Origin of the sequence: Ochrobactrum vermis (assembly GCF_002975205.1) — a bacterium.
GTDB lineage: Bacteria > Pseudomonadota > Alphaproteobacteria > Rhizobiales > Rhizobiaceae > Brucella > Brucella vermis.
This window is the reverse complement of the sequence record NZ_PCOC01000002.1, coordinates 1,861,102-1,878,721: the sequence shown is the minus strand read 5'-3', so window position 1 is coordinate 1,878,721 and position 17,620 is coordinate 1,861,102. Positions and strand designations below refer to the sequence as shown.

Genomic DNA, 17,620 nt, shown 5'->3' with positions numbered 1-17,620 from the left:
CATGAGCCTGATCGTCTATTTCTCCAGCCGGTCGGAGAATACGCACCGGTTTGTTGAACGGCTCGCAATGCGGTCGAACCGCATCCCGACGGACGGCTCGGGGGGATTGCAGGTGCGCGAGCCATTCGTGCTCGTCACCCCGACTTATGGCGGCGGCGGTTCCAAGGGCGCTGTTCCCAAGCCGGTGATCCGCTTCCTCAACGACGAGAGCAATCGCTCCTTTATCCGCGGCGTAATTGCCGCGGGGAACAGCAATTTCGGCGAAGCCTTCTGTATCGCCGGCAACATTATCTCCGCCAAATGTCAGGTTCCCTTTCTCTACCGCTTCGAGCTTTTGGGAACTGATGAAGACATCGGCAATGTCAAAAACGGGATGGAACGATTTTGGACACGGCAGACACGACCCTGATCCGGGACCGCGAAGCACGACCGGTGGCACAGGATGCGCCACAAGCGGCAACTTCCAACACAAGCAAACCGTCAAAATCCTCTGATGGGCTGGATTATCACGCGCTCAACGCAATGCTGAACCTCTATGATGACGAGGGCAAAATCCAGCTTGAGCGGGACCGGCAGGCCGCGCGCCAGTATTTCCTCCAGCACGTGAACCAGAACACTGTCTTTTTCCATAACCTGCGGGAAAAGCTCGATTATCTGGTGATGGAGGGGTATTACGAACAGGAGGTGCTGGATCAATATTCCTTCAACTTTGTGCGTGACCTTTTCGACGAAGCCTATGCGAAGAAATTTCGTTTTCCGACATTTCTGGGCGCGTTCAAATATTACACCAGCTACACGCTGAAAACCTTCGATGGAAAGCGCTATCTCGAACGCTATGAAGACCGTGTCTGCATGGTGGCGCTGGCGCTTGCGCGCGGCAGCGAACAGCTTGCGCGCGATCTCGTCGATGAGATTATTTCGGGCCGCTATCAGCCTGCGACGCCGACCTTTCTCAATGCGGGCAAGAAGCAGCGCGGTGAACTCGTTTCCTGCTTTCTGCTGCGGGTCGAGGACAACATGGAGTCCATCGGGCGCTCCATCAATTCGGCCTTGCAATTGTCGAAGCGTGGCGGCGGCGTGGCACTGAGCCTCACCAATATCCGCGAGGCGGGCGCACCCATCAAGCAGATTCAGAACCAGTCATCCGGTATCATTCCGGTGATGAAACTTCTGGAGGATTCCTTTTCCTACGCCAATCAACTTGGAGCACGGCAGGGCGCTGGCGCCGTCTATCTGAACGCACATCACCCGGATATCATGCGATTTCTCGATACGAAACGCGAAAATGCAGACGAGAAAATCCGCATCAAGACGTTGTCTCTCGGTGTGGTCATACCGGACATTACCTTCGAGCTGGCGAAGAACAACGAGGATATGTATCTCTTCTCGCCCTATGATGTTGAACGGGTTTACGGCGTGCCTCTCACAGAGATTTCGGTCACCGAAAAATATCGCGAAATGGTCAACGATGCGCGGATTACTAAGAAAAAGATCAGCGCGCGCGAGTTCTTTCAGGTGCTGGCCGAAATCCAGTTCGAATCCGGCTACCCCTACATCATGTTTGAGGACACGGTGAACCGCGCCAATCCGATCGACGGACGCATCACAATGAGCAACCTTTGTTCGGAAATCCTCCAGGTGAGCGAGGCGAGCATCTTCGGTGAGGACCTGACCTATGATCATCTAGGCAAGGATATTTCGTGCAATCTGGGTTCGCTCAATATTGCGGCAGCGATGGACTCACCTGATTTCGGCAAGACCATCGCGGCTTCCATTCGCGCCCTTACCGCCGTTTCCGACATGAGCCACATCGGTTCCGTGCCATCGGTCGCCCGAGGCAATGATGAAAGCCATGCCATCGGCCTCGGCCAGATGAACCTGCATGGGTATCTTGCCCGCGAGCGGATTTACTATGGTTCGGACGAAGGTGTCGATTTCACGAACATCTACTTCTACACAGTGACCTATCATGCGGTCCGCGCATCGAACCGGATCGCGGTGGAGATGGGAAAATCCTTCAAAGGTTTCGAGAAATCCAAATATGCATCAGGGGAATATTTCGACAAATACACCGATCAGATCTGGGAGCCGGCGACCGAAAAGGTTCGCGAAATCTTCGAAAAGGCAGGCATTGCGGTCCCGACACAGGACGACTGGCGCGACCTGAAAAATGCGGTGATGGAGGGTGGTCTTTATAACCAGAACCTTCAGGCCGTACCGCCGACCGGATCGATCTCCTACATCAACCATTCGACGTCATCGATTCATCCAATCGTGTCGAAGATTGAAATCCGCAAGGAGGGCAAGATCGGTCGCGTCTACTATCCGGCTGCCTTCATGACCAATGATAATCTGGAATATTATCAGGACGCCTACGAGATCGGCCCGGAGAAGATCATCGATACCTATGCAGCGGCGACGCAGCACGTCGATCAGGGCCTGTCACTGACATTGTTCTTCCGCGACACCGCAACGACGCGCGATATCAACCGCGCGCAGATCTACGCGTGGAAGAAGGGCATCAAGACCATCTACTACATCCGCCTGCGCCAGATGGCGCTTTCCGGCACGGAAGTGCAGGGCTGCGTATCCTGCGCCCTCTGACCACTGGTGATGACGAATGAACATTCAAGTGAAAACCAAGACCCCGAAGCCTGCCGCCGTGTGTGCGATCAACTGGAACCGGATCGAAGACGAAAAGGACCTTGAGGTCTGGAACCGTCTGACAGGCAATTTCTGGCTGCCGGAAAAGGTGCCGCTTTCCAACGATATCCAGTCATGGGAAACGCTGAAGCCGCAGGAGAAAGAGCTGACGATCCGCGTTTTCACCGGGCTGACACTTCTTGATACGATCCAGAACGCAGTCGGCGCGGTGAAGCTGATGGACGACGCGGTGACGCCGCATGAAGAAGCGGTTTTGTCCAACATCTCCTTCATGGAAGCGGTGCATGCGCGGTCCTATTCTTCGATTTTCTCGACGCTGTGCCTCACGCCGGACGTTGATGACGCCTATCGCTGGTCGGAAGAAAACGAATTTCTGCAGCGCAAGGCCACGCTGATCCTCGACCAGTATCGTGCGGATGATCCACTGAAGAAGAAGATCGCCAGCGTCTTTCTGGAGAGTTTTCTGTTCTATTCGGGCTTCTATTTGCCGATGTACTGGTCGAGCCGCGCAAAGCTGACCAATACAGCTGATCTTATCCGGCTTATCATCCGCGATGAGGCAGTGCACGGCTATTATATCGGCTACAAGTTCCAGCGCGGGCTTGAAGGCCTGAGCGAAGGGCAGAAACAAGAAATCAAGGATTTCGCCTTCGAACTTCTCCTTGAGCTTTACGACAATGAAGTCCGCTACACGGAGGCTCTTTATGATGGTGTGGGCTTGACTGAGGACGTCAAGAAGTTCCTGCATTACAACGCCAATAAGGCCCTCATGAATCTTGGCTATGAAGCGCTCTTTCCGGCTGAGGCGTGCAAGGTCAATCCGGCGATCCTGTCTGCGCTTTCGCCGAATGCGGACGAAAACCACGACTTTTTCTCCGGCTCCGGCTCGTCCTATGTCATCGGCAAGGCGGTCGCGACCGAGGATGAAGACTGGAATTTCTGATTGCGCTCCGGCGCCGCGTAACACCGGCGCCGGAGTCTTCCATTGCGGACATGGCGTTGACGTTACGGTTTCGTTTTGCGACACATGAATGATGCAGACCGCTATCACAATCGATCAGGACTATCTCGTAACACGGCTCAAAGCGCTTCTTGCCATACCCAGTCCGACCGGGTTTACCGACGAAGCCGTCCGTTATGTTGCGCGAGAACTGGAGCATCTCGGGCTTGAGGTGATACTGACGCGCCGGGGTGCCATTCGTGCGCGCAGGGCAGGCGTGACGGAGCGACCAGCGCGCGGAATCGTATCGCATGTCGACACGCTGGGCGCGCAGGTAAAATATCTGAAGGAAAACGGGCGGCTGGAACTGGTTTCGATCGGTAACTGGTCCGCACGCTTCGCCGAAGGTGCCCGCGTTTCCATCTTTTCGTCGAAAGGCATTTATCGCGGTTCGATTCTGCCGTTGAAGGCTTCCGGCCATACTTTCAATGAGGAAGTCGATACGCAGCCGGTTGGCTGGCCTTATGTTGAACTTCGCGTGGATGCACTCGCGCGAAATAGAGATGATCTGCTGCAACTCGGTATCGATGTCGGCGACATCGTTGCCGTCGATCCGGCGCCTGAATTCATCGATAATGGCTTTATCGTATCGCGCCATCTGGATGATAAGGCAGGCGTTGCCATCATGCTTGCAGCTCTGGAGGCGATGCAGCGAGCGAATGTGGAAACGCCGGTCGATAGCTATTGGCTGTTTACCATCGGCGAGGAAGTGGGCGTGGGGGCTTCCGCGGTCGTCGTGCCCGATATTGCCTCACTGGTCGCCATTGACAATGGCACCACTGCGCCGGGCCAGAATTCATCGGAGTTTGGTGTCACGCTTGCCATGGCGGATCAGACCGGGCCGTTCGACTATCATCTGACGAAGAAGCTCTACGAGCTTTGCGCAGAGCATGACATTCAGGTGCAGAAGGACGTGTTTCGCTATTACCGTTCTGATGCCGCGTCCGCGGTCGAAGCCGGGCATGATGTGCGCACGGCTCTGCTGACCTTCGGTGTTGATGCCTCGCACGGATATGAGCGCATTCATCTGAGCGCGCTGACCTCCATTGCAAAACTTGCTGTTCACTACGCAATGAGCGAGGTCGAGATCAAGCGCGATGCCGAGGAAACTGCGAAGGGCCTCAAAGGCTTTACACATCAGAAATCGACCAAGGCTGAGCAGGATCTGAAACCCGAAGATACGCCTGCCGAATAGGCTTTGAACGTTCCGAAATCACAAGCGGGCTGAGGTCCGCTTTTTTGGCTCAAGAAAATTAATTATGATAATTCATTGATGATCGTAAATTTATGCCTATAAATTAGAGTCTGACGGATTTGACAAACGAAGGGGAACCCCATGAGAAGGTTATTCTGTGCCGTCTTGACTGCTATGGTGCTTTCAGTTGCAGGGGCGGGCACGGACGCTTCAGCGCAAACACCGCCCAATGTGCTGATCGTCGGACAGATTGCAGAACCGCAATCGCTTGATCCGCATACAGTCACAGCCACCAATGATTTCCGCATTCTCGTCAACATTTACGATGGCCTTGTGCGTTACAAGGACGGGACGCTGGAAGTGGAGCCGGCTTTGGCTGAAAGCTGGACGGTCTCGGACGACGGCAAGGCCTATACGTTCAAGCTGCGCCAGGGCGTGAAATTTCATGACGGATCGGATTTGAACGCTGAGGCGGTTAAATTCAACTTCGACAGAATGCTGAAGGAAGACCATCCCTTCTACAACACTGGCCCGTTCCCGCTTTCGTTCAATTTCTCGTCCATCGATGCGGTCAATGCTCTTGATGAACACACGGTCGAGTTCAAGCTGAAGGAGCCTTTCGCCCCGTTCCTGTCTAATCTGGCCTATCCAACCGGCCTGATCGTTTCCCCGGAAGCGGTCAAAAAATACGGTAAGGAATTTGGCCGTCATCCATCGGGAACCGGTCCTTTCAAATTTGCGGAATGGCAATCCGGCCAGCGTGTGGTCGTGGAACGCAATCCCGATTATTGGGACAAGGCACCGACACTGGAAGCAATCGTGTTCCGCCCGATCACAGATGCCAATACCCGCGTTGCGGAGATGATGGCGGGCGGGCTGGATGTCATGGTGGAAGTGCCGCCGGACAATCTTGCCACATTCAAGCAGGACGCGAATTTCGCGGTCGCTGAACAGGCTGGTCCGCATGTGTGGTTCACCATCCTGAATGCGAAGAGCGGTCCCTTTGCGGATAAGAAAGTGCGCCAGGCTGCAAATTATGCGGTCAACAAGCAAGGGCTCGTCGAGAATGTATTGCAGGGTTCTGCGACCGTTGCTGCCGGGCCTATCCCGCCGGCCTTCAACTGGGTCGAGAACAAGATCGAGCCCTATCCATACGACCCGGAAAAGGCCAAGGCACTTCTCACGGAGGCCGGAGCCAGCAATCCGGAAATCACGTTCTACGTGACCGAAGGCGGTTCAGGTATGCTCGATCCGATCACAATGGGCGCCGCGATCCAGGCCGATCTTCAGGCCGTGGGCTTCAAGGTCAAGATTGAAACCTACGAATGGAACACGTTTCTTGGCAAGGTCAATCCGGGGCTGGAAGGCAAGGCCGATATGGCCGAGATGGCGTGGATGACGAATGATCCGGACACGGTGCCTTATCTGACGCTGCGCAGCGACGCGCTCCCGGACAAGGGCGGATTCAATTCCGGCTACTATTCCAACCCCAAAGTGGATGAGCTTCTGGAAAGGGCACGGTCGTCGACCGATCAGGCCGAACGCGGAAAGCTTTATGGTGAAGTGCAAAGTATCGTCCATGACGATGCGCCATGGCTTTTCGTGGCGAACTGGAAACAGAACGCAGTCACGACGGCTGGCGTCAAAGGGTTCAAGCTGCAGCCGTCCTTTCTGCTGCATTTGAAAGACGTAACCAAGGAATAAGCGAGGAGGGCTTTCATGCCAGCCTATATCCTCAAGCGACTTGTCGCCGTTGTTCCTGTGTTGCTCGGGCTTTCGATCATCGTTTTTCTCGTCATGGCGATGATACCTGGCGATACGGCAACTGCGCTGCTTGGATCATATGCAACGCCGGAGAATGTCGAGCGGATCAATCGCGATCTCGGCCTCGACAAGCCGCTGGTGCAACAATATTTCGTCTGGATGGGCAACCTCCTGCGCGGCGATTTCGGGCGCTCCTTTGTGCTCAACCGTCCGGTGCTGGATGAGGTTCTGGAACGTTTTCAGGCGACCCTTGTGCTTGCTGGCGTCGCACTGGTGCTGTGTTCTGTCTTCGGGTTGCTCGCAGGCATCGTTTCGGCAGTGCGTCAGTTCGGCTGGGCAGACAGGACGATCACTTTCATCGTGCTTGCGGGAATTTCCATTCCCTCATTCTGGCTGGGACTGCTGCTGATCTATCTCTTCGCGGTCCATTGGCGCATCCTGCCAGCGTCCGGCATGTACGCCGTTTATGGCGGGGGCGACCTGAAGGATCTGCTGTGGCATCTGATCCTTCCCGCCACGACGCTCGCAGTGGTGGCCGCAGGCGTGATAGCGCGCCTGACCCGCAGCGCGATGCTGGAAGTGCTTCGTCAGGATTATATCCGGACCGCCCGGGCCAAAGGCCTCAACGAACGCCGCGTGATTTACGGCCATGCGTTTCGAGCCGCACTTGTGAGCGTCATTCCAGTTATCGGTATTCAGGCGGGTTTCGTACTGGGCGGTGCCGTCTACATCGAGACGGTATTCCAGTGGCCGGGTATCGGCGCCATGCTGGTGAAGGCCATTTCCACCCGTGATATTCTGCTGGTGCAAGGCGGCGTGCTTGTGGTTGCCGCGAGTTACGTCCTCTTCAATCTGCTGGCTGATGTCATCCAGACCATGCTTGATCCAAGGATACGCTCATGAGTGCGCTTCAGGAAGTTTCTGCCGCGCCTGCGGTTGGTCGCATGTCCTCATGGGGTCTTCTGATGAGCAATCGCCTGGCGGCTTTCGGCTTATTTTTGCTCATTCTGATATGTCTCGTCATTCTGCTGGCTCCCGTTCTTCCGCTTCCCGATCCCGACGCCACCTCACCTGCAATGCGATTGAAGACCGTGTTCAGTGAGGGGCACCTTCTTGGAACAGATCAGCTCGGGCGCGATATATTGAGCCGCGTCATATGGGGTACGCGGGTTTCAGTGGCTGTTGGCTTCGCGGCGACACTCATCGCGGCTATCGTGGGCTCGGCCATAGGTCTCGTGGCTGGCTATGCGGGTGGACGAACCGACAATCTGATGATGCGCGGCATCGATATGCTGATGGCATTTCCTTATATTCTGCTGGCGCTGGCTATCGTGGCGGTACTCGGGCCGGGCCTGATGAACGCGCTCTATGCGATTGCGGTGGTCAATATTCCATTCTTCGCGCGCAATGTTCGCGGCGTTACGCTTGGTCTCGCGCATCGCGAGTTCATCGACGCTGCCCGGCTTTCAGGAAAAAGCCCGGTTTCGATCCTGTTGAGTGAAGTGCTGCCCAATGTGCTGCCGGTTATCGTCATTACCATGTCGACGACGGCCGGCTGGATGATCCTCGAAACGGCGGGCTTGAGCTTCCTTGGCCTCGGCGCACAACCGCCACAGGCCGATCTTGGCTCCATGCTCGGCGAAGGTCGGGCTCAGTTGTTCAATGCCCCGCATGTCTCCATCGTACCCGGATTGATGATCTTCCTGTTGGTCATCAGTCTCAACGTATTGGGAGACGGGGTGCGCGATGTTCTCGATCCGCGATTGCGATCCGGTGCATTGGGCCGACCGGGGGCAGTGACCGATATTGCCAAGGACCGGTCGTCGCCAGTGACCAAGGGCAGCGCAAAAGCGCTTTCCATTGCCGGGCTGGAAACAGGCTTCGTCAATGGTGGACGCTTCACACCCGCCGTCCGCAATGTTTCACTGGAACTAGAGCGTGGCGAATGCCTCGGCCTGATTGGTGAAAGCGGATCAGGCAAGAGCGTAACCGCCTTGTCGGTGATGGGGCTTGTGGCATCCCCGCCCGGCCTTATACGCAACGGTGCAATCTATCTGGGCGAGCGGGACGTCCTTTCGATGTCTGAAACCGAGTTGACGGCCGCTCGAGGAGCAAGAGTAGCCTATGTGTTTCAGGACCCATTGACGACCCTGCACCCCATGTATCCGGTCGGGCGGCAGGTGGAGGAAGCAATTGCGGCGCATCGGCGGGTTGGGGCCACCGAACGGCGGCAGCAGGCAATTGCCCTTCTCGACAAGGTTGGTATTCCCGATGCAGCGGCGCGGGCCAATCACTATCCGCACCAGCTTTCAGGTGGTCAGCGACAGCGCGTCGGCATCGCAATGGCTCTGGCCAACGATCCCGATATCATTATTGCAGACGAACCGACGACGGCGCTCGACGTTACTGTGCAGGCACATATTCTTGAACTGCTGCGCGATCTTCAACGCGAGCGGGGCATGGCGCTTCTGTTCATTACCCATGATTTCGGTGTGGTTTCGGAGATTTGCGACCGCGTGGCGGTAATGAAAGATGGCGAGATTGTCGAGACGGGTACGACCGCGGAAGTTCTTTCCAATCCGCAGCATAGCTACACGAAGCGCCTGATCGCATGTGTTCCCGAACTTGGGCAGGGAACCGGCTTTTTGGACCGTGTGGCCGGTCTCTTCGGACGCGATAACGGAAAGGCGACAGGATGAGCGACAATGCGATCAGCGTGCGCGATCTCAGCAAAACCTTCGGTGGCGGACGAACTTTTCTGGGGAAGCCTCGTCACAAAGTCGAAGCCGTTAAACATGTTTCGTTCGACCTCAGAAGCGGCGAGACATTGGCCATTGTCGGTGAAAGCGGGTCGGGTAAAAGCACGCTCGCCAGAATGCTTGTCGGGCTGACGGAGCCGACGGACGGCACGATGACGATTGCTGGTCGGGATTCAAATGAGCTGCGGAATTCGGGTGCGCGGGCATTCGGCAAGGTCATACAATATGTGTTTCAGGACCCTGTCGCTTCACTCAATCCCAGAAAGACGATCCGCCAGATACTGGAAACGCCGCTTAAGCTTCTGGGTGGACTGGATTCTGCACAACGCAGGCAGCGCATGATCCAATTGCTCGATGCCGTCCAGATGCCCAATGATACGTTGGAACGATATCCGCACGAGTTTTCCGGCGGACAGGCGCAACGCATCGCCATTGCGCGAACGCTGGCTGCGGAAGCCGAAATCGTCGTGCTCGATGAACCGGTCAGTGCGCTGGATGTCTCCGTTCAGGCACAGGTTTTATTGCTTCTCGATCAACTGAAGAAAGAGTTCGGTCTCTCCTATCTCTTCATCAGTCACGACCTTGCCGTGGTGGAAGCCATCTCGGACAGGGTTGCCGTGATGTATTTCGGGGAAATAGTCGAGGAAGCGACCGCAAGCGATCTTTTTGCCAGGCCGGAACATGCCTATACACGACAACTCGTGGAAAGCGCGCCGCGCATCAGGAGAGAGTAGCAGACTATGGTCAGACCGGGCCGGAATTCCGATCACGAACCGCAAGCGCTCGCGAGGGCGGTAAAAGCCCGCCGGCGACCGGAGGAGATTGCCGACCGTATCAAGGACGTCATCCGTTCCGATGCATTGAAACCGGGAGACCGCCTGCCGCAGGAAAAGGAATTGATCGATCAGTTCAAGGCGGCTAAGGGCACTGTGCGCGAAGCGATGAAGGCGCTGGAAACACAGGGTCTGATTTTTACGCGCAGCGGCCCTGGCGGCGGCGCCTTTGTGGCCGAGCCTTCCGCCCAGCATGCGATGGAAATGCTCGGAAGCTATTTCTTTTTCGACCAGCCGAGCCTTGCCGAAGTCTATGCCATTCGCAAGCTTCTCGAACCGGAAGTCGCGGCCCTGCTGTGCGGAAGACTGACCGGCAACGACATTGCCCGGCTGGAAACCACAATGCGCGTCTATGACCGTCCGCCGGTCGATCTTGATGATCAATACCACCAGCGTGTAGCGGAACTGGATTTCCATTCTTTGCTGGCGCAGCTTTGTCCCGATCGCTTGCTAGGCTTCATTTGCGGATTGACCCACAATCTGTTGCGAAGCTTGCCGATAGCGCGTGCGATCTATGCCGATCCGACACCGGCTTCGCGCGAGGAAGGACTTATTTTCCAGCACCGATTGCTGACGGCGCTTGTCGAAAACCGTAGCGAAGATGCCCGTCGCATTACCTATGAGCATATGGTTTCTGCTGAAAACTACATGCTTTCCAAGGCAAATACGGTCGGGAAAACCGCGTAACGCAACCCAAAAAGTTGGGAACCATCCCGGCGCTCCCGCATTTGCAATTATGCAGGCCGCCGCCATACCAGATGCGACGGCCTTGTTTGTTTATGAATGACAATGGAGGTTTCGACCCTTTTTATGTGTGGTATTTGCGGAGAAGTCAGGTTCGACGGCGGTTCGCCGTCAGTTTCGGCAATCTCGAAAATGGCGGATGTACTCAGTCCTCGTGGACCGGATGCGTCCGGGATTGTGATCCGGGGCAATATCGGCTTCGGGCATCGAAGACTAAGAATTCTCGATCTCTCCGAAAAGTCGCAACAGCCGATGATCGATGCCGACCTCGGTTTGACGCTGGTGTTCAATGGCTGCATCTACAATTTCCGCGAATTGCGCGCTGAGTTGGAACTGAAGGGTTATAAATTCTTCTCCGACGGCGACACGGAAGTCATCCTCAAGGCATGGCACGCTTGGGGCGAAAGCTGCGTATCGCGCTTCCTCGGCATGTTCGCCTTCGCCATTCACGAGCGCGATACGGGCAGGATTATCCTCGCGCGCGACCGGTTCGGCATCAAGCCGCTCTATCTTGCCGAGGTGGATGGCGCGTTGCGTTTTGCCTCGTCCTTGCCTGCTCTGGTCAAGGCGGGAGGCATAGACACCTCGATCGACCGTGCGGCCTTGCACAATTACATGAGCTTTCATGCTGTTGTGCCGCCGCCGCGCACGATTTACCAAGGTGTTCGAAAGCTTCCTCCCGCGACGATCCGGGTTTACGAACCGAATGGCAGTTTCAGCGACCGTATCTACTGGCAGGCACTTTATCGCCGTCTGCCGGGTGACGGCGCCTTGAGCCGGGAGGAATGGCAGGAGCAATTGCTCGATATGCTTCGTGTAGCCGTCAAGCGCAGGATGATTTCTGACGTGCCAGTCGGCGTGCTTTTGTCCGGCGGTGTGGATTCGAGCCTGATCGTCGGGTTGCTTGCCGAGGCCGGTCAATCCGGCCTGATGAGCTTTTCAGTCGGTTTCGAGGAAGCCAATGGAGAAAAAGGCGACGAGTTTGTCTATTCCGACCTGATCGCCAAACATTTTGGCACCGAACATCATAAGATTTTTGTGCCCTCGGCAGACCTCATGGATGCCCTGCCGGGAACAATCGCCGCAATGTCGGAACCGATGGTGTCCTATGACAATGTAGGCTTCTATCTTCTTTCAAAGGAAGTTTCGAAACATATCAAGGTTGTCCAATCGGGGCAGGGGGCTGATGAGGTTTTCGGCGGCTACCATTGGTATCCGCCACTGGTCGATTCCAACGATGTTGTGAGCGACTACGCCAAGGGATTTCGCGACCGCTCGCATGACGTACTTGCCACGCAATTATCGCCGGAATGGATGCCGGAACGCGATTACAGTCAGGAGTTTCTGGAAGAATATCTGCTGCAGGATGGTGCGGATACACCTGTCGACCGTGCATTGCGGCTCGACACGAATGTGATGCTCGTGGACGATCCGGTCAAACGCGTGGACAACATGACGATGGCATGGGGACTTGAAGCGCGGGTGCCGTTTCTAGATCATGAACTGGTAGAGCTTGCCGCTCGCATTCCGCCTGAAGAGAAGCTGCGTGATGGCGGCAAAGGTATCCTCAAGGATGTGGCAAGGAAAGTCGTTCCCAGCGAAGTCATCGATCGCAAGAAGGGATATTTCCCGGTGCCTCAGCTTAAATATATTGCTGGCCCCTATCTCGACATGTTGCGCGATGCTCTCTCTTCGCAAAAGGCACGGGAACGCGGGCTTTTTCAACGCGATTATCTGGAACGCCTGTTCGCAAAGCCGTCGGATCACATAACGCCATTGCGTGGTTCGGAGCTTTGGCAGGCTGGCCTCCTCGAAATGTGGCTCCAGGCACAGGAGGCATGAAATGCGGAAACCCGGTGAGGTGGATATGACCCGGCAGAAAGCGAGAGGCCGCAAAGCCTTTTCGCATCGTCTGACACGCTTGCGCACGCCTGAAAGTGCAGGTTTCTATCAGGAACACACGTATGGCCATGACAGGGCGGGAACGGAAGGCCGCAAGCAGGATGTGGTCGTCGACTGCGGCTGGGGACGATTGCTCTTTGCCCAGACCTTCGAAACCAATGAGGCCATTGTGGAGGCATTGCGAGCGGAGGCGCCGGCAAGCCGCGATATCGTCTTCTACGTCAGTGATCCTCATGTCCTGCTGTCGCTTGCGCCGCATGAGATATTTCTCGACCCGTCGCATACCTATCGAATCGAGCTTGCAACCTATCGTCCGGGCGGTCGACGGACGCGCGGCATTACCATTCGCCGCGCGGTATCGGAAGTGGATGCCGAAGGCATCAATGCCGTCTATGCGGCCTGCGGCATGGTTCAGTTGCGACCGGACTTTTTCTCGTCTGACCGAGACAACCGGGCCGTTACCTATTTCGTGGCACAGGACGATGCCACAGGTGAAGTCGTCGGCACGGTGACGGGTATCGATCATCAGCGTCTTTTCGATGATCCTGATTGTGGTGCTTCGCTCTGGTGCCTCGCCGTTCATCCGCAAGCACGGCAGCCGGGAATCGGCGAAAAACTGGTGCGAAAACTTGCCGAACATTTTCAGGCTCGCGGTCTAAGCCATATCGATCTTTCGGTTCTGCATGACAATGAGAACGCCATACGGCTCTACGAAAAATTGAAGTTTCGCCGTGTTCCGCTTTTCGCGATCAAACGCAAGAATGCAATTAACGAGAAGTTTTTCGCCTCGCACCTGGAATCCTTCGATGCGCTCAATCCATATGCCCGGATCATCATCGATGAAGCGGTGCGCCGTGGCATTCAGGTTGATGTGACCGATGCCGAGGGCGGATTTTTCCGCCTCTCCTATGGCGGGCGCTCGGTTCATTGTCGCGAAAGCCTGTCTGAAATGACGTCGGGCGTAGCGATGTCGATCTGCGACGACAAGGCCGTGACGCGCCGTGTCGTTGAGAAAGCCGGGCTGACGGTGCCGGACCAAATCGCCGCGGAGGCGAGTGATGACGCGCTGGACGCTTTTCTGAAACGTCACGGCAAGCTGGTTGTGAAACCGGCTCGAGGCGAACAGGGACGAGGGATTTCCGTCGGTATTTCGACTATGAAGGATCTGCGCACTGCGATCAAACAGGCGCGAAGCGTGTGCGACCGTGTGCTGCTGGAGGCATGTTTTGAAGGTGAAGACCTTCGGCTCGTTATCATCGATTACCAGCTTGTCGCGGCTGCGGTTCGCCGCCCGCCACGCGTGATAGGAGACGGCAGGTCAACCATCCGCAAGCTTATTGAAACACAATCGCGCAGACGCGCTGCGGCGACCGGTGGAGAGAGCCGTATTCCTGTCGATGCGGAAACGAAGAGATGTCTTGAAGAACAAGCTCTGTCACTCGACACTGTTCTGGACGACGGTCGCGAAATAACCGTGCGCAAGGCGGCCAATCTTCATACGGGCGGCACGATCCATGACGTGACCGCCACGGTTCATGCAGACCTGGTCAAGGCTGCCTGCAAGGCTGCCCAAGCAATTGGTATACCGGTCGTGGGCATTGACTTCATGGTCAAGCAGCCCGGAAAGCCGGACTACATCTTCGTTGAAGCCAATGAGCGTCCGGGTCTTGCCAATCATGAGCCGCAACCGACTGCCGCCAGATTTGTCGATTTGCTGTTCCCTGGCTCAAGATAATTTAAGTTAGATAAATCTAAATTACGAAATGTTCGCCGGATATTCTTTTCGGCGAACATGAAACTATGCAAGCTGCCAGCAATATGCTGTATTTTAGTTGTTGACGAAATTTTAAGCAGAAATCTTATTCAACAAATCAATCATCGATTGTAACAGGAATATTCATTTTTCATTTGGTTTCTGCCTCTATCCCTTTACGAGAGGGGGCTCGGGTGGAACAGGTTGATCGAACCGCATTCCCACCTGAGCGGAAAAGGGCTGAAAATGGACACGCGGGGGCAGAATAGCAAGGATGTGCCGCTCGCAGTCGATCTGGACGGAACGCTGGTTTCGACCGATCTGCTGTGGGAAGGTATTTTTCTGCTTCTGAAGAAGAACATCCTGTTCGTCTTCATGCTGCCGGTATGGCTATTTTCAGGCAAAGCATATCTCAAACGGCAGGTGGCGGAACGTGTGACGCTGGACGCGTCAAGGCTTCCCTATCGAACAGAGTTTCTGGAGTACCTGCGCAGCGAACATGCATCAGGGCGAACATTGGTGCTGGCAACGGCAGCTGCTGAATCGATGGCCAAGGCCGTTGCGTCGGAGCTTGGCATTTTCAGTGTTGTCTATTCAACAACTGGCACAGACAACCTTTCGGCAAAACGCAAGGCTGATCTGCTTGTCGAACGATACGGGCGACAAGGGTTTGACTATGCGGGAAATGATCGCGACGACCTGCCGGTTTTCAGTGCAGCACGACAGGCAATCGTCGTCGCACCGGACCGTTCGGCGGCACATTTCCAGAAGCGAACCGGCTGCGAGCTCTTCAGTGCAGACAAACCCACCATCCGAACCTATGCCCGGATGCTGCGTGTTCATCAGTGGCTGAAGAACCTGCTCGTCTTTGTTCCCGCCATTCTGGCGCACGATATAATGAAGCCCGAGGTGTTTACCGCGGCTTGCCTGGCATTCGTCGCCTTTTGTGCGACGGCGTCTGCGATTTATATCGTCAATGATATTGTCGACCTTCCGGTTGATCGAAGACATGTGCGAAAAAATCAGCGCCCCTTTGCGAGCGGACAGATATCCATTCCCTTCGGCCTCAGCGTTACAGCTCTGCTGCTGCTTCTGGCGGGTCTGGTCTGCTTTTTCCTTCCACCGGCTTTCACGCTGGCAATTGTCACCTATCTGGTTTTCACGACCGCTTATACCTTTGCCATAAAGCGCATGTTGCTGGGTGATGTGATCTGCCTGGCGGGGCTTTACAGCTTGCGGCTGCTGGGAGGTACGGCGGCATCTTACATTCCACTGTCGTTCTGGCTGATGGCCTTTGCCATGTTCTTTTTCCTCTCGCTCGCATTGGTAAAGCGATATGTCGAGCTGCAGGGGGCGACGGTGACCGAAAAGGACCGGATTGCCGGGCGCGGTTATCGCCCCGAAGATCGCGATGTTGTCGGGCAGTGCGGTGTGGCGGCGGCATTCACTGCGGCGTTGGTTCTGGCGCTCTATATCAATAGCGATGCCGTCAAGACGCTCTATACCTATCCGTGGCTGATATGGCCGCTTGGGCCGATCGTTCTTTATATTAATGTGCGCGTGTGGATATTGGCCCATCGGGGCGACATGGACGATGATCCGGTCCTCTTCATCGCCAAGGATTGGCGCAGCCAGGTTGTCATTGCGCTTGGTGCGATGCTGCTTCTTGTGGCTGGAATGCGCTGATGGAATATGCCTTCGACAGTTTCGGGCGTATTGACCGGCGAAAGCGTCAGTTCCTTCCGCTGGATGGGCTGGAGGCTGATTTCGCGCAGTCCCTACCCAGAGACGCGAGTTTGTTGCCGTTCGGAAATGGCCGTTCCTATGGGGATAGCTGCCATAATGATGCGGGCTTTCTTGTGCCCATGCGGGAGCGAAAGAGGATAGTGCACTTCGATCCCGATACGGGGTTGCTGACGGCTGAAAGCGGCGTGCTTTTGAATGAAGTCATCGCCTATGTCGCGCCGCATGGTTATTTCCTTCCGGTCACGCCGGGTACGCAGTTTGTGACTCTCGGCGGCGCCATTGCCAATGATGTGCATGGTAAAAACCACCATCGGCAGGGGACTTTCGGGTGTCACGTCGAGGGACTGGATCTGCTTCGTTCGGATGGTGTTCACTACAAATGCTCTGATAAGGAGAACATTGATCTGTTCCGGGCCACAATCGGCGGATTGGGCCTGACCGGGGTGATCCTTCGCACAACCATTCGGCTTATGCGGGTGGATGGTCTCGATGTGGAGGAGAAGGTTCTGCCATTCGCCAATCTCGATGAATATTTCGGTATGGCTGAGGTCAAGGATCGTGAGAATGAATATGCCGTTGCCTGGGTCGATCAGCTCTCCGATGGTCGAGGTCTGCTGATTGTCGGCAATCATGTTGCGGCCGCGGGTGACTCTCATAATTCGGCGGCTGCGCGGTTTGACGTGCCTTTTGAATTGCCGTTCTCCGTGTTGAACAAGGCAAGCCTGTCACTGTTTAACGCAGCTTATTTTCAGCGCAAAAGACGGCTGACGGCAGCACATAGAGCGCCTTATCAAAATTTCTTCTATCCACTCGATGGCATCGGAAGCTGGAACAGGCTTTATGGCCCGGCAGGGCTTTACCAGCATCAAAGCGTCATTCCGTTCGATGCAGCCAGAGCGGTCATTCCGGCGATGCTTGAGGCAAGCCGCAACGCCGGGCAGGTTTCGTTCCTGACGGTGCTCAAACGTTTCGGAACAATGGCATCTCCAGGCCTCATGTCATTTCCGATGCCGGGATATACGCTGACCATGGATTTCCCCAATCGTGGCCATAAGACGCTGAAATTGCTGGGCCGTCTGGACCAGATGACCATGGAGGCCGGTGGTCGGGTCAATCCGTATAAGGATCAGCGGATGAGTGCGGAGATTTTTGCCGCCAGCTATCCACACTGGCGCGATTTTGAACCTTTTCGCGACAAGACTTTCAATTCCAATTTCTGGCGCCGAACGGCTTTGACGCTCGGTTCGGCAGGTTAGGAAA

Annotated in this window: 13 protein-coding genes; all 13 read left to right on the top strand. The window is 55.7% G+C overall.

Going from position 1 to position 17,620, the window contains the following annotated elements:
- Position 1: 1 nt before the first annotated feature.
- The 13 genes from nrdI (at position 2) to CQZ93_RS22930 (ending at position 17,616) form a co-directional block, all read left to right on the top strand.
- Complete coding sequence (nrdI, locus tag CQZ93_RS22990) at positions 2-409, top strand: class Ib ribonucleoside-diphosphate reductase assembly flavoprotein NrdI (RefSeq protein ID WP_105544834.1); 408 nt, start codon at positions 2-4, stop codon at positions 407-409.
- Entirely contained in the window at positions 385-2,604 is a 2,220-nt protein-coding gene (gene nrdE / locus CQZ93_RS22985) for a class 1b ribonucleoside-diphosphate reductase subunit alpha (RefSeq protein ID WP_105544833.1), read from the top strand. Before nrdI ends, nrdE begins: the two co-directional genes overlap by 25 nt.
- Before the next feature lie 16 nt (positions 2,605-2,620).
- The gene (gene nrdF / locus CQZ93_RS22980; protein WP_105544832.1) at positions 2,621-3,607 is read left to right on the top strand and encodes a class 1b ribonucleoside-diphosphate reductase subunit beta; all 987 of its coding nucleotides are present in this window, start codon (positions 2,621-2,623) and stop codon (positions 3,605-3,607) included.
- A gap of 91 nt (positions 3,608-3,698) precedes the next feature.
- Positions 3,699-4,859 (top strand): osmoprotectant NAGGN system M42 family peptidase, encoded by a 1,161-nt coding sequence (locus CQZ93_RS22975; protein WP_105545275.1) that lies wholly within the window; start codon positions 3,699-3,701, stop codon positions 4,857-4,859.
- Positions 4,860-5,000: 141 nt separating this feature from the next.
- On the top strand, positions 5,001-6,563 hold the full coding sequence (locus CQZ93_RS22970) for an ABC transporter substrate-binding protein (protein WP_105544831.1): 1,563 nt from the start codon (positions 5,001-5,003) through the stop codon (positions 6,561-6,563).
- A 15-nt stretch (positions 6,564-6,578) separates the two neighbouring features.
- The gene (locus tag CQZ93_RS22965) at positions 6,579-7,526 is read left to right on the top strand and encodes an ABC transporter permease (protein ID WP_105544830.1); all 948 of its coding nucleotides are present in this window, start codon (positions 6,579-6,581) and stop codon (positions 7,524-7,526) included.
- The gene (locus CQZ93_RS22960; protein WP_105544829.1) at positions 7,523-9,322 is read left to right on the top strand and encodes a dipeptide/oligopeptide/nickel ABC transporter permease/ATP-binding protein; all 1,800 of its coding nucleotides are present in this window, start codon (positions 7,523-7,525) and stop codon (positions 9,320-9,322) included. The genes CQZ93_RS22965 and CQZ93_RS22960 overlap by 4 nt, the downstream gene beginning before the upstream one ends.
- Positions 9,319-10,116: an ATP-binding cassette domain-containing protein gene (locus CQZ93_RS22955; protein WP_105544828.1), complete on the top strand. Its 798-nt coding sequence runs from the start codon at positions 9,319-9,321 to the stop codon at positions 10,114-10,116. The genes CQZ93_RS22960 and CQZ93_RS22955 overlap by 4 nt, the downstream gene beginning before the upstream one ends.
- Before the next feature lie 6 nt (positions 10,117-10,122).
- Entirely contained in the window at positions 10,123-10,902 is a 780-nt protein-coding gene (locus tag CQZ93_RS22950; protein ID WP_105544827.1) for a FadR/GntR family transcriptional regulator, read from the top strand.
- Between the two features lie 123 nt (positions 10,903-11,025).
- Positions 11,026-12,801, top strand: a complete 1,776-nt coding sequence (locus CQZ93_RS22945) for an N-acetylglutaminylglutamine amidotransferase (protein ID WP_105545274.1) — start codon at positions 11,026-11,028, stop codon at positions 12,799-12,801.
- Position 12,802: 1 nt separating this feature from the next.
- Positions 12,803-14,596: an N-acetylglutaminylglutamine synthetase gene (gene ngg, locus CQZ93_RS22940; RefSeq protein ID WP_105544826.1), complete on the top strand. Its 1,794-nt coding sequence runs from the start codon at positions 12,803-12,805 to the stop codon at positions 14,594-14,596.
- A 264-nt stretch (positions 14,597-14,860) separates the two neighbouring features.
- Positions 14,861-16,300: a UbiA family prenyltransferase gene (locus CQZ93_RS22935; protein ID WP_105544825.1), complete on the top strand. Its 1,440-nt coding sequence runs from the start codon at positions 14,861-14,863 to the stop codon at positions 16,298-16,300.
- Positions 16,300-17,616, top strand: coding sequence for an FAD-binding oxidoreductase (locus CQZ93_RS22930; RefSeq protein ID WP_105544824.1), 1,317 nt, complete (start codon positions 16,300-16,302; stop codon positions 17,614-17,616). Before CQZ93_RS22935 ends, CQZ93_RS22930 begins: the two co-directional genes overlap by 1 nt.
- Positions 17,617-17,620: the final 4 nt, after the last annotated feature.

Excerpts from the sequence above, each read along its gene's own strand:
- nrdI (WP_105544834.1), top strand. The coding sequence starts at position 2 with ATGAGCCTGATCGTCTATTTCTCCAGCCGGTCGGAGAATACGCACCGG.
- nrdF (WP_105544832.1), top strand. The coding sequence starts at position 2,621 with ATGAACATTCAAGTGAAAACCAAGACCCCGAAGCCTGCCGCCGTGTGT.
- CQZ93_RS22975 (WP_105545275.1), top strand. The coding sequence starts at position 3,699 with ATGCAGACCGCTATCACAATCGATCAGGACTATCTCGTAACACGGCTC.
- CQZ93_RS22970 (WP_105544831.1), top strand. The coding sequence starts at position 5,001 with ATGAGAAGGTTATTCTGTGCCGTCTTGACTGCTATGGTGCTTTCAGTT.
- CQZ93_RS22965 (WP_105544830.1), top strand. The coding sequence starts at position 6,579 with ATGCCAGCCTATATCCTCAAGCGACTTGTCGCCGTTGTTCCTGTGTTG.
- CQZ93_RS22960 (WP_105544829.1), top strand. The coding sequence starts at position 7,523 with ATGAGTGCGCTTCAGGAAGTTTCTGCCGCGCCTGCGGTTGGTCGCATG.
- CQZ93_RS22955 (WP_105544828.1), top strand. The coding sequence starts at position 9,319 with ATGAGCGACAATGCGATCAGCGTGCGCGATCTCAGCAAAACCTTCGGT.
- CQZ93_RS22950 (WP_105544827.1), top strand. The coding sequence starts at position 10,123 with ATGGTCAGACCGGGCCGGAATTCCGATCACGAACCGCAAGCGCTCGCG.
- CQZ93_RS22945 (WP_105545274.1), top strand. The coding sequence starts at position 11,026 with ATGTGTGGTATTTGCGGAGAAGTCAGGTTCGACGGCGGTTCGCCGTCA.
- ngg (WP_105544826.1), top strand. The coding sequence starts at position 12,803 with ATGCGGAAACCCGGTGAGGTGGATATGACCCGGCAGAAAGCGAGAGGC.
- CQZ93_RS22935 (WP_105544825.1), top strand. The coding sequence starts at position 14,861 with ATGGACACGCGGGGGCAGAATAGCAAGGATGTGCCGCTCGCAGTCGAT.
- CQZ93_RS22930 (WP_105544824.1), top strand. The coding sequence starts at position 16,300 with ATGGAATATGCCTTCGACAGTTTCGGGCGTATTGACCGGCGAAAGCGT.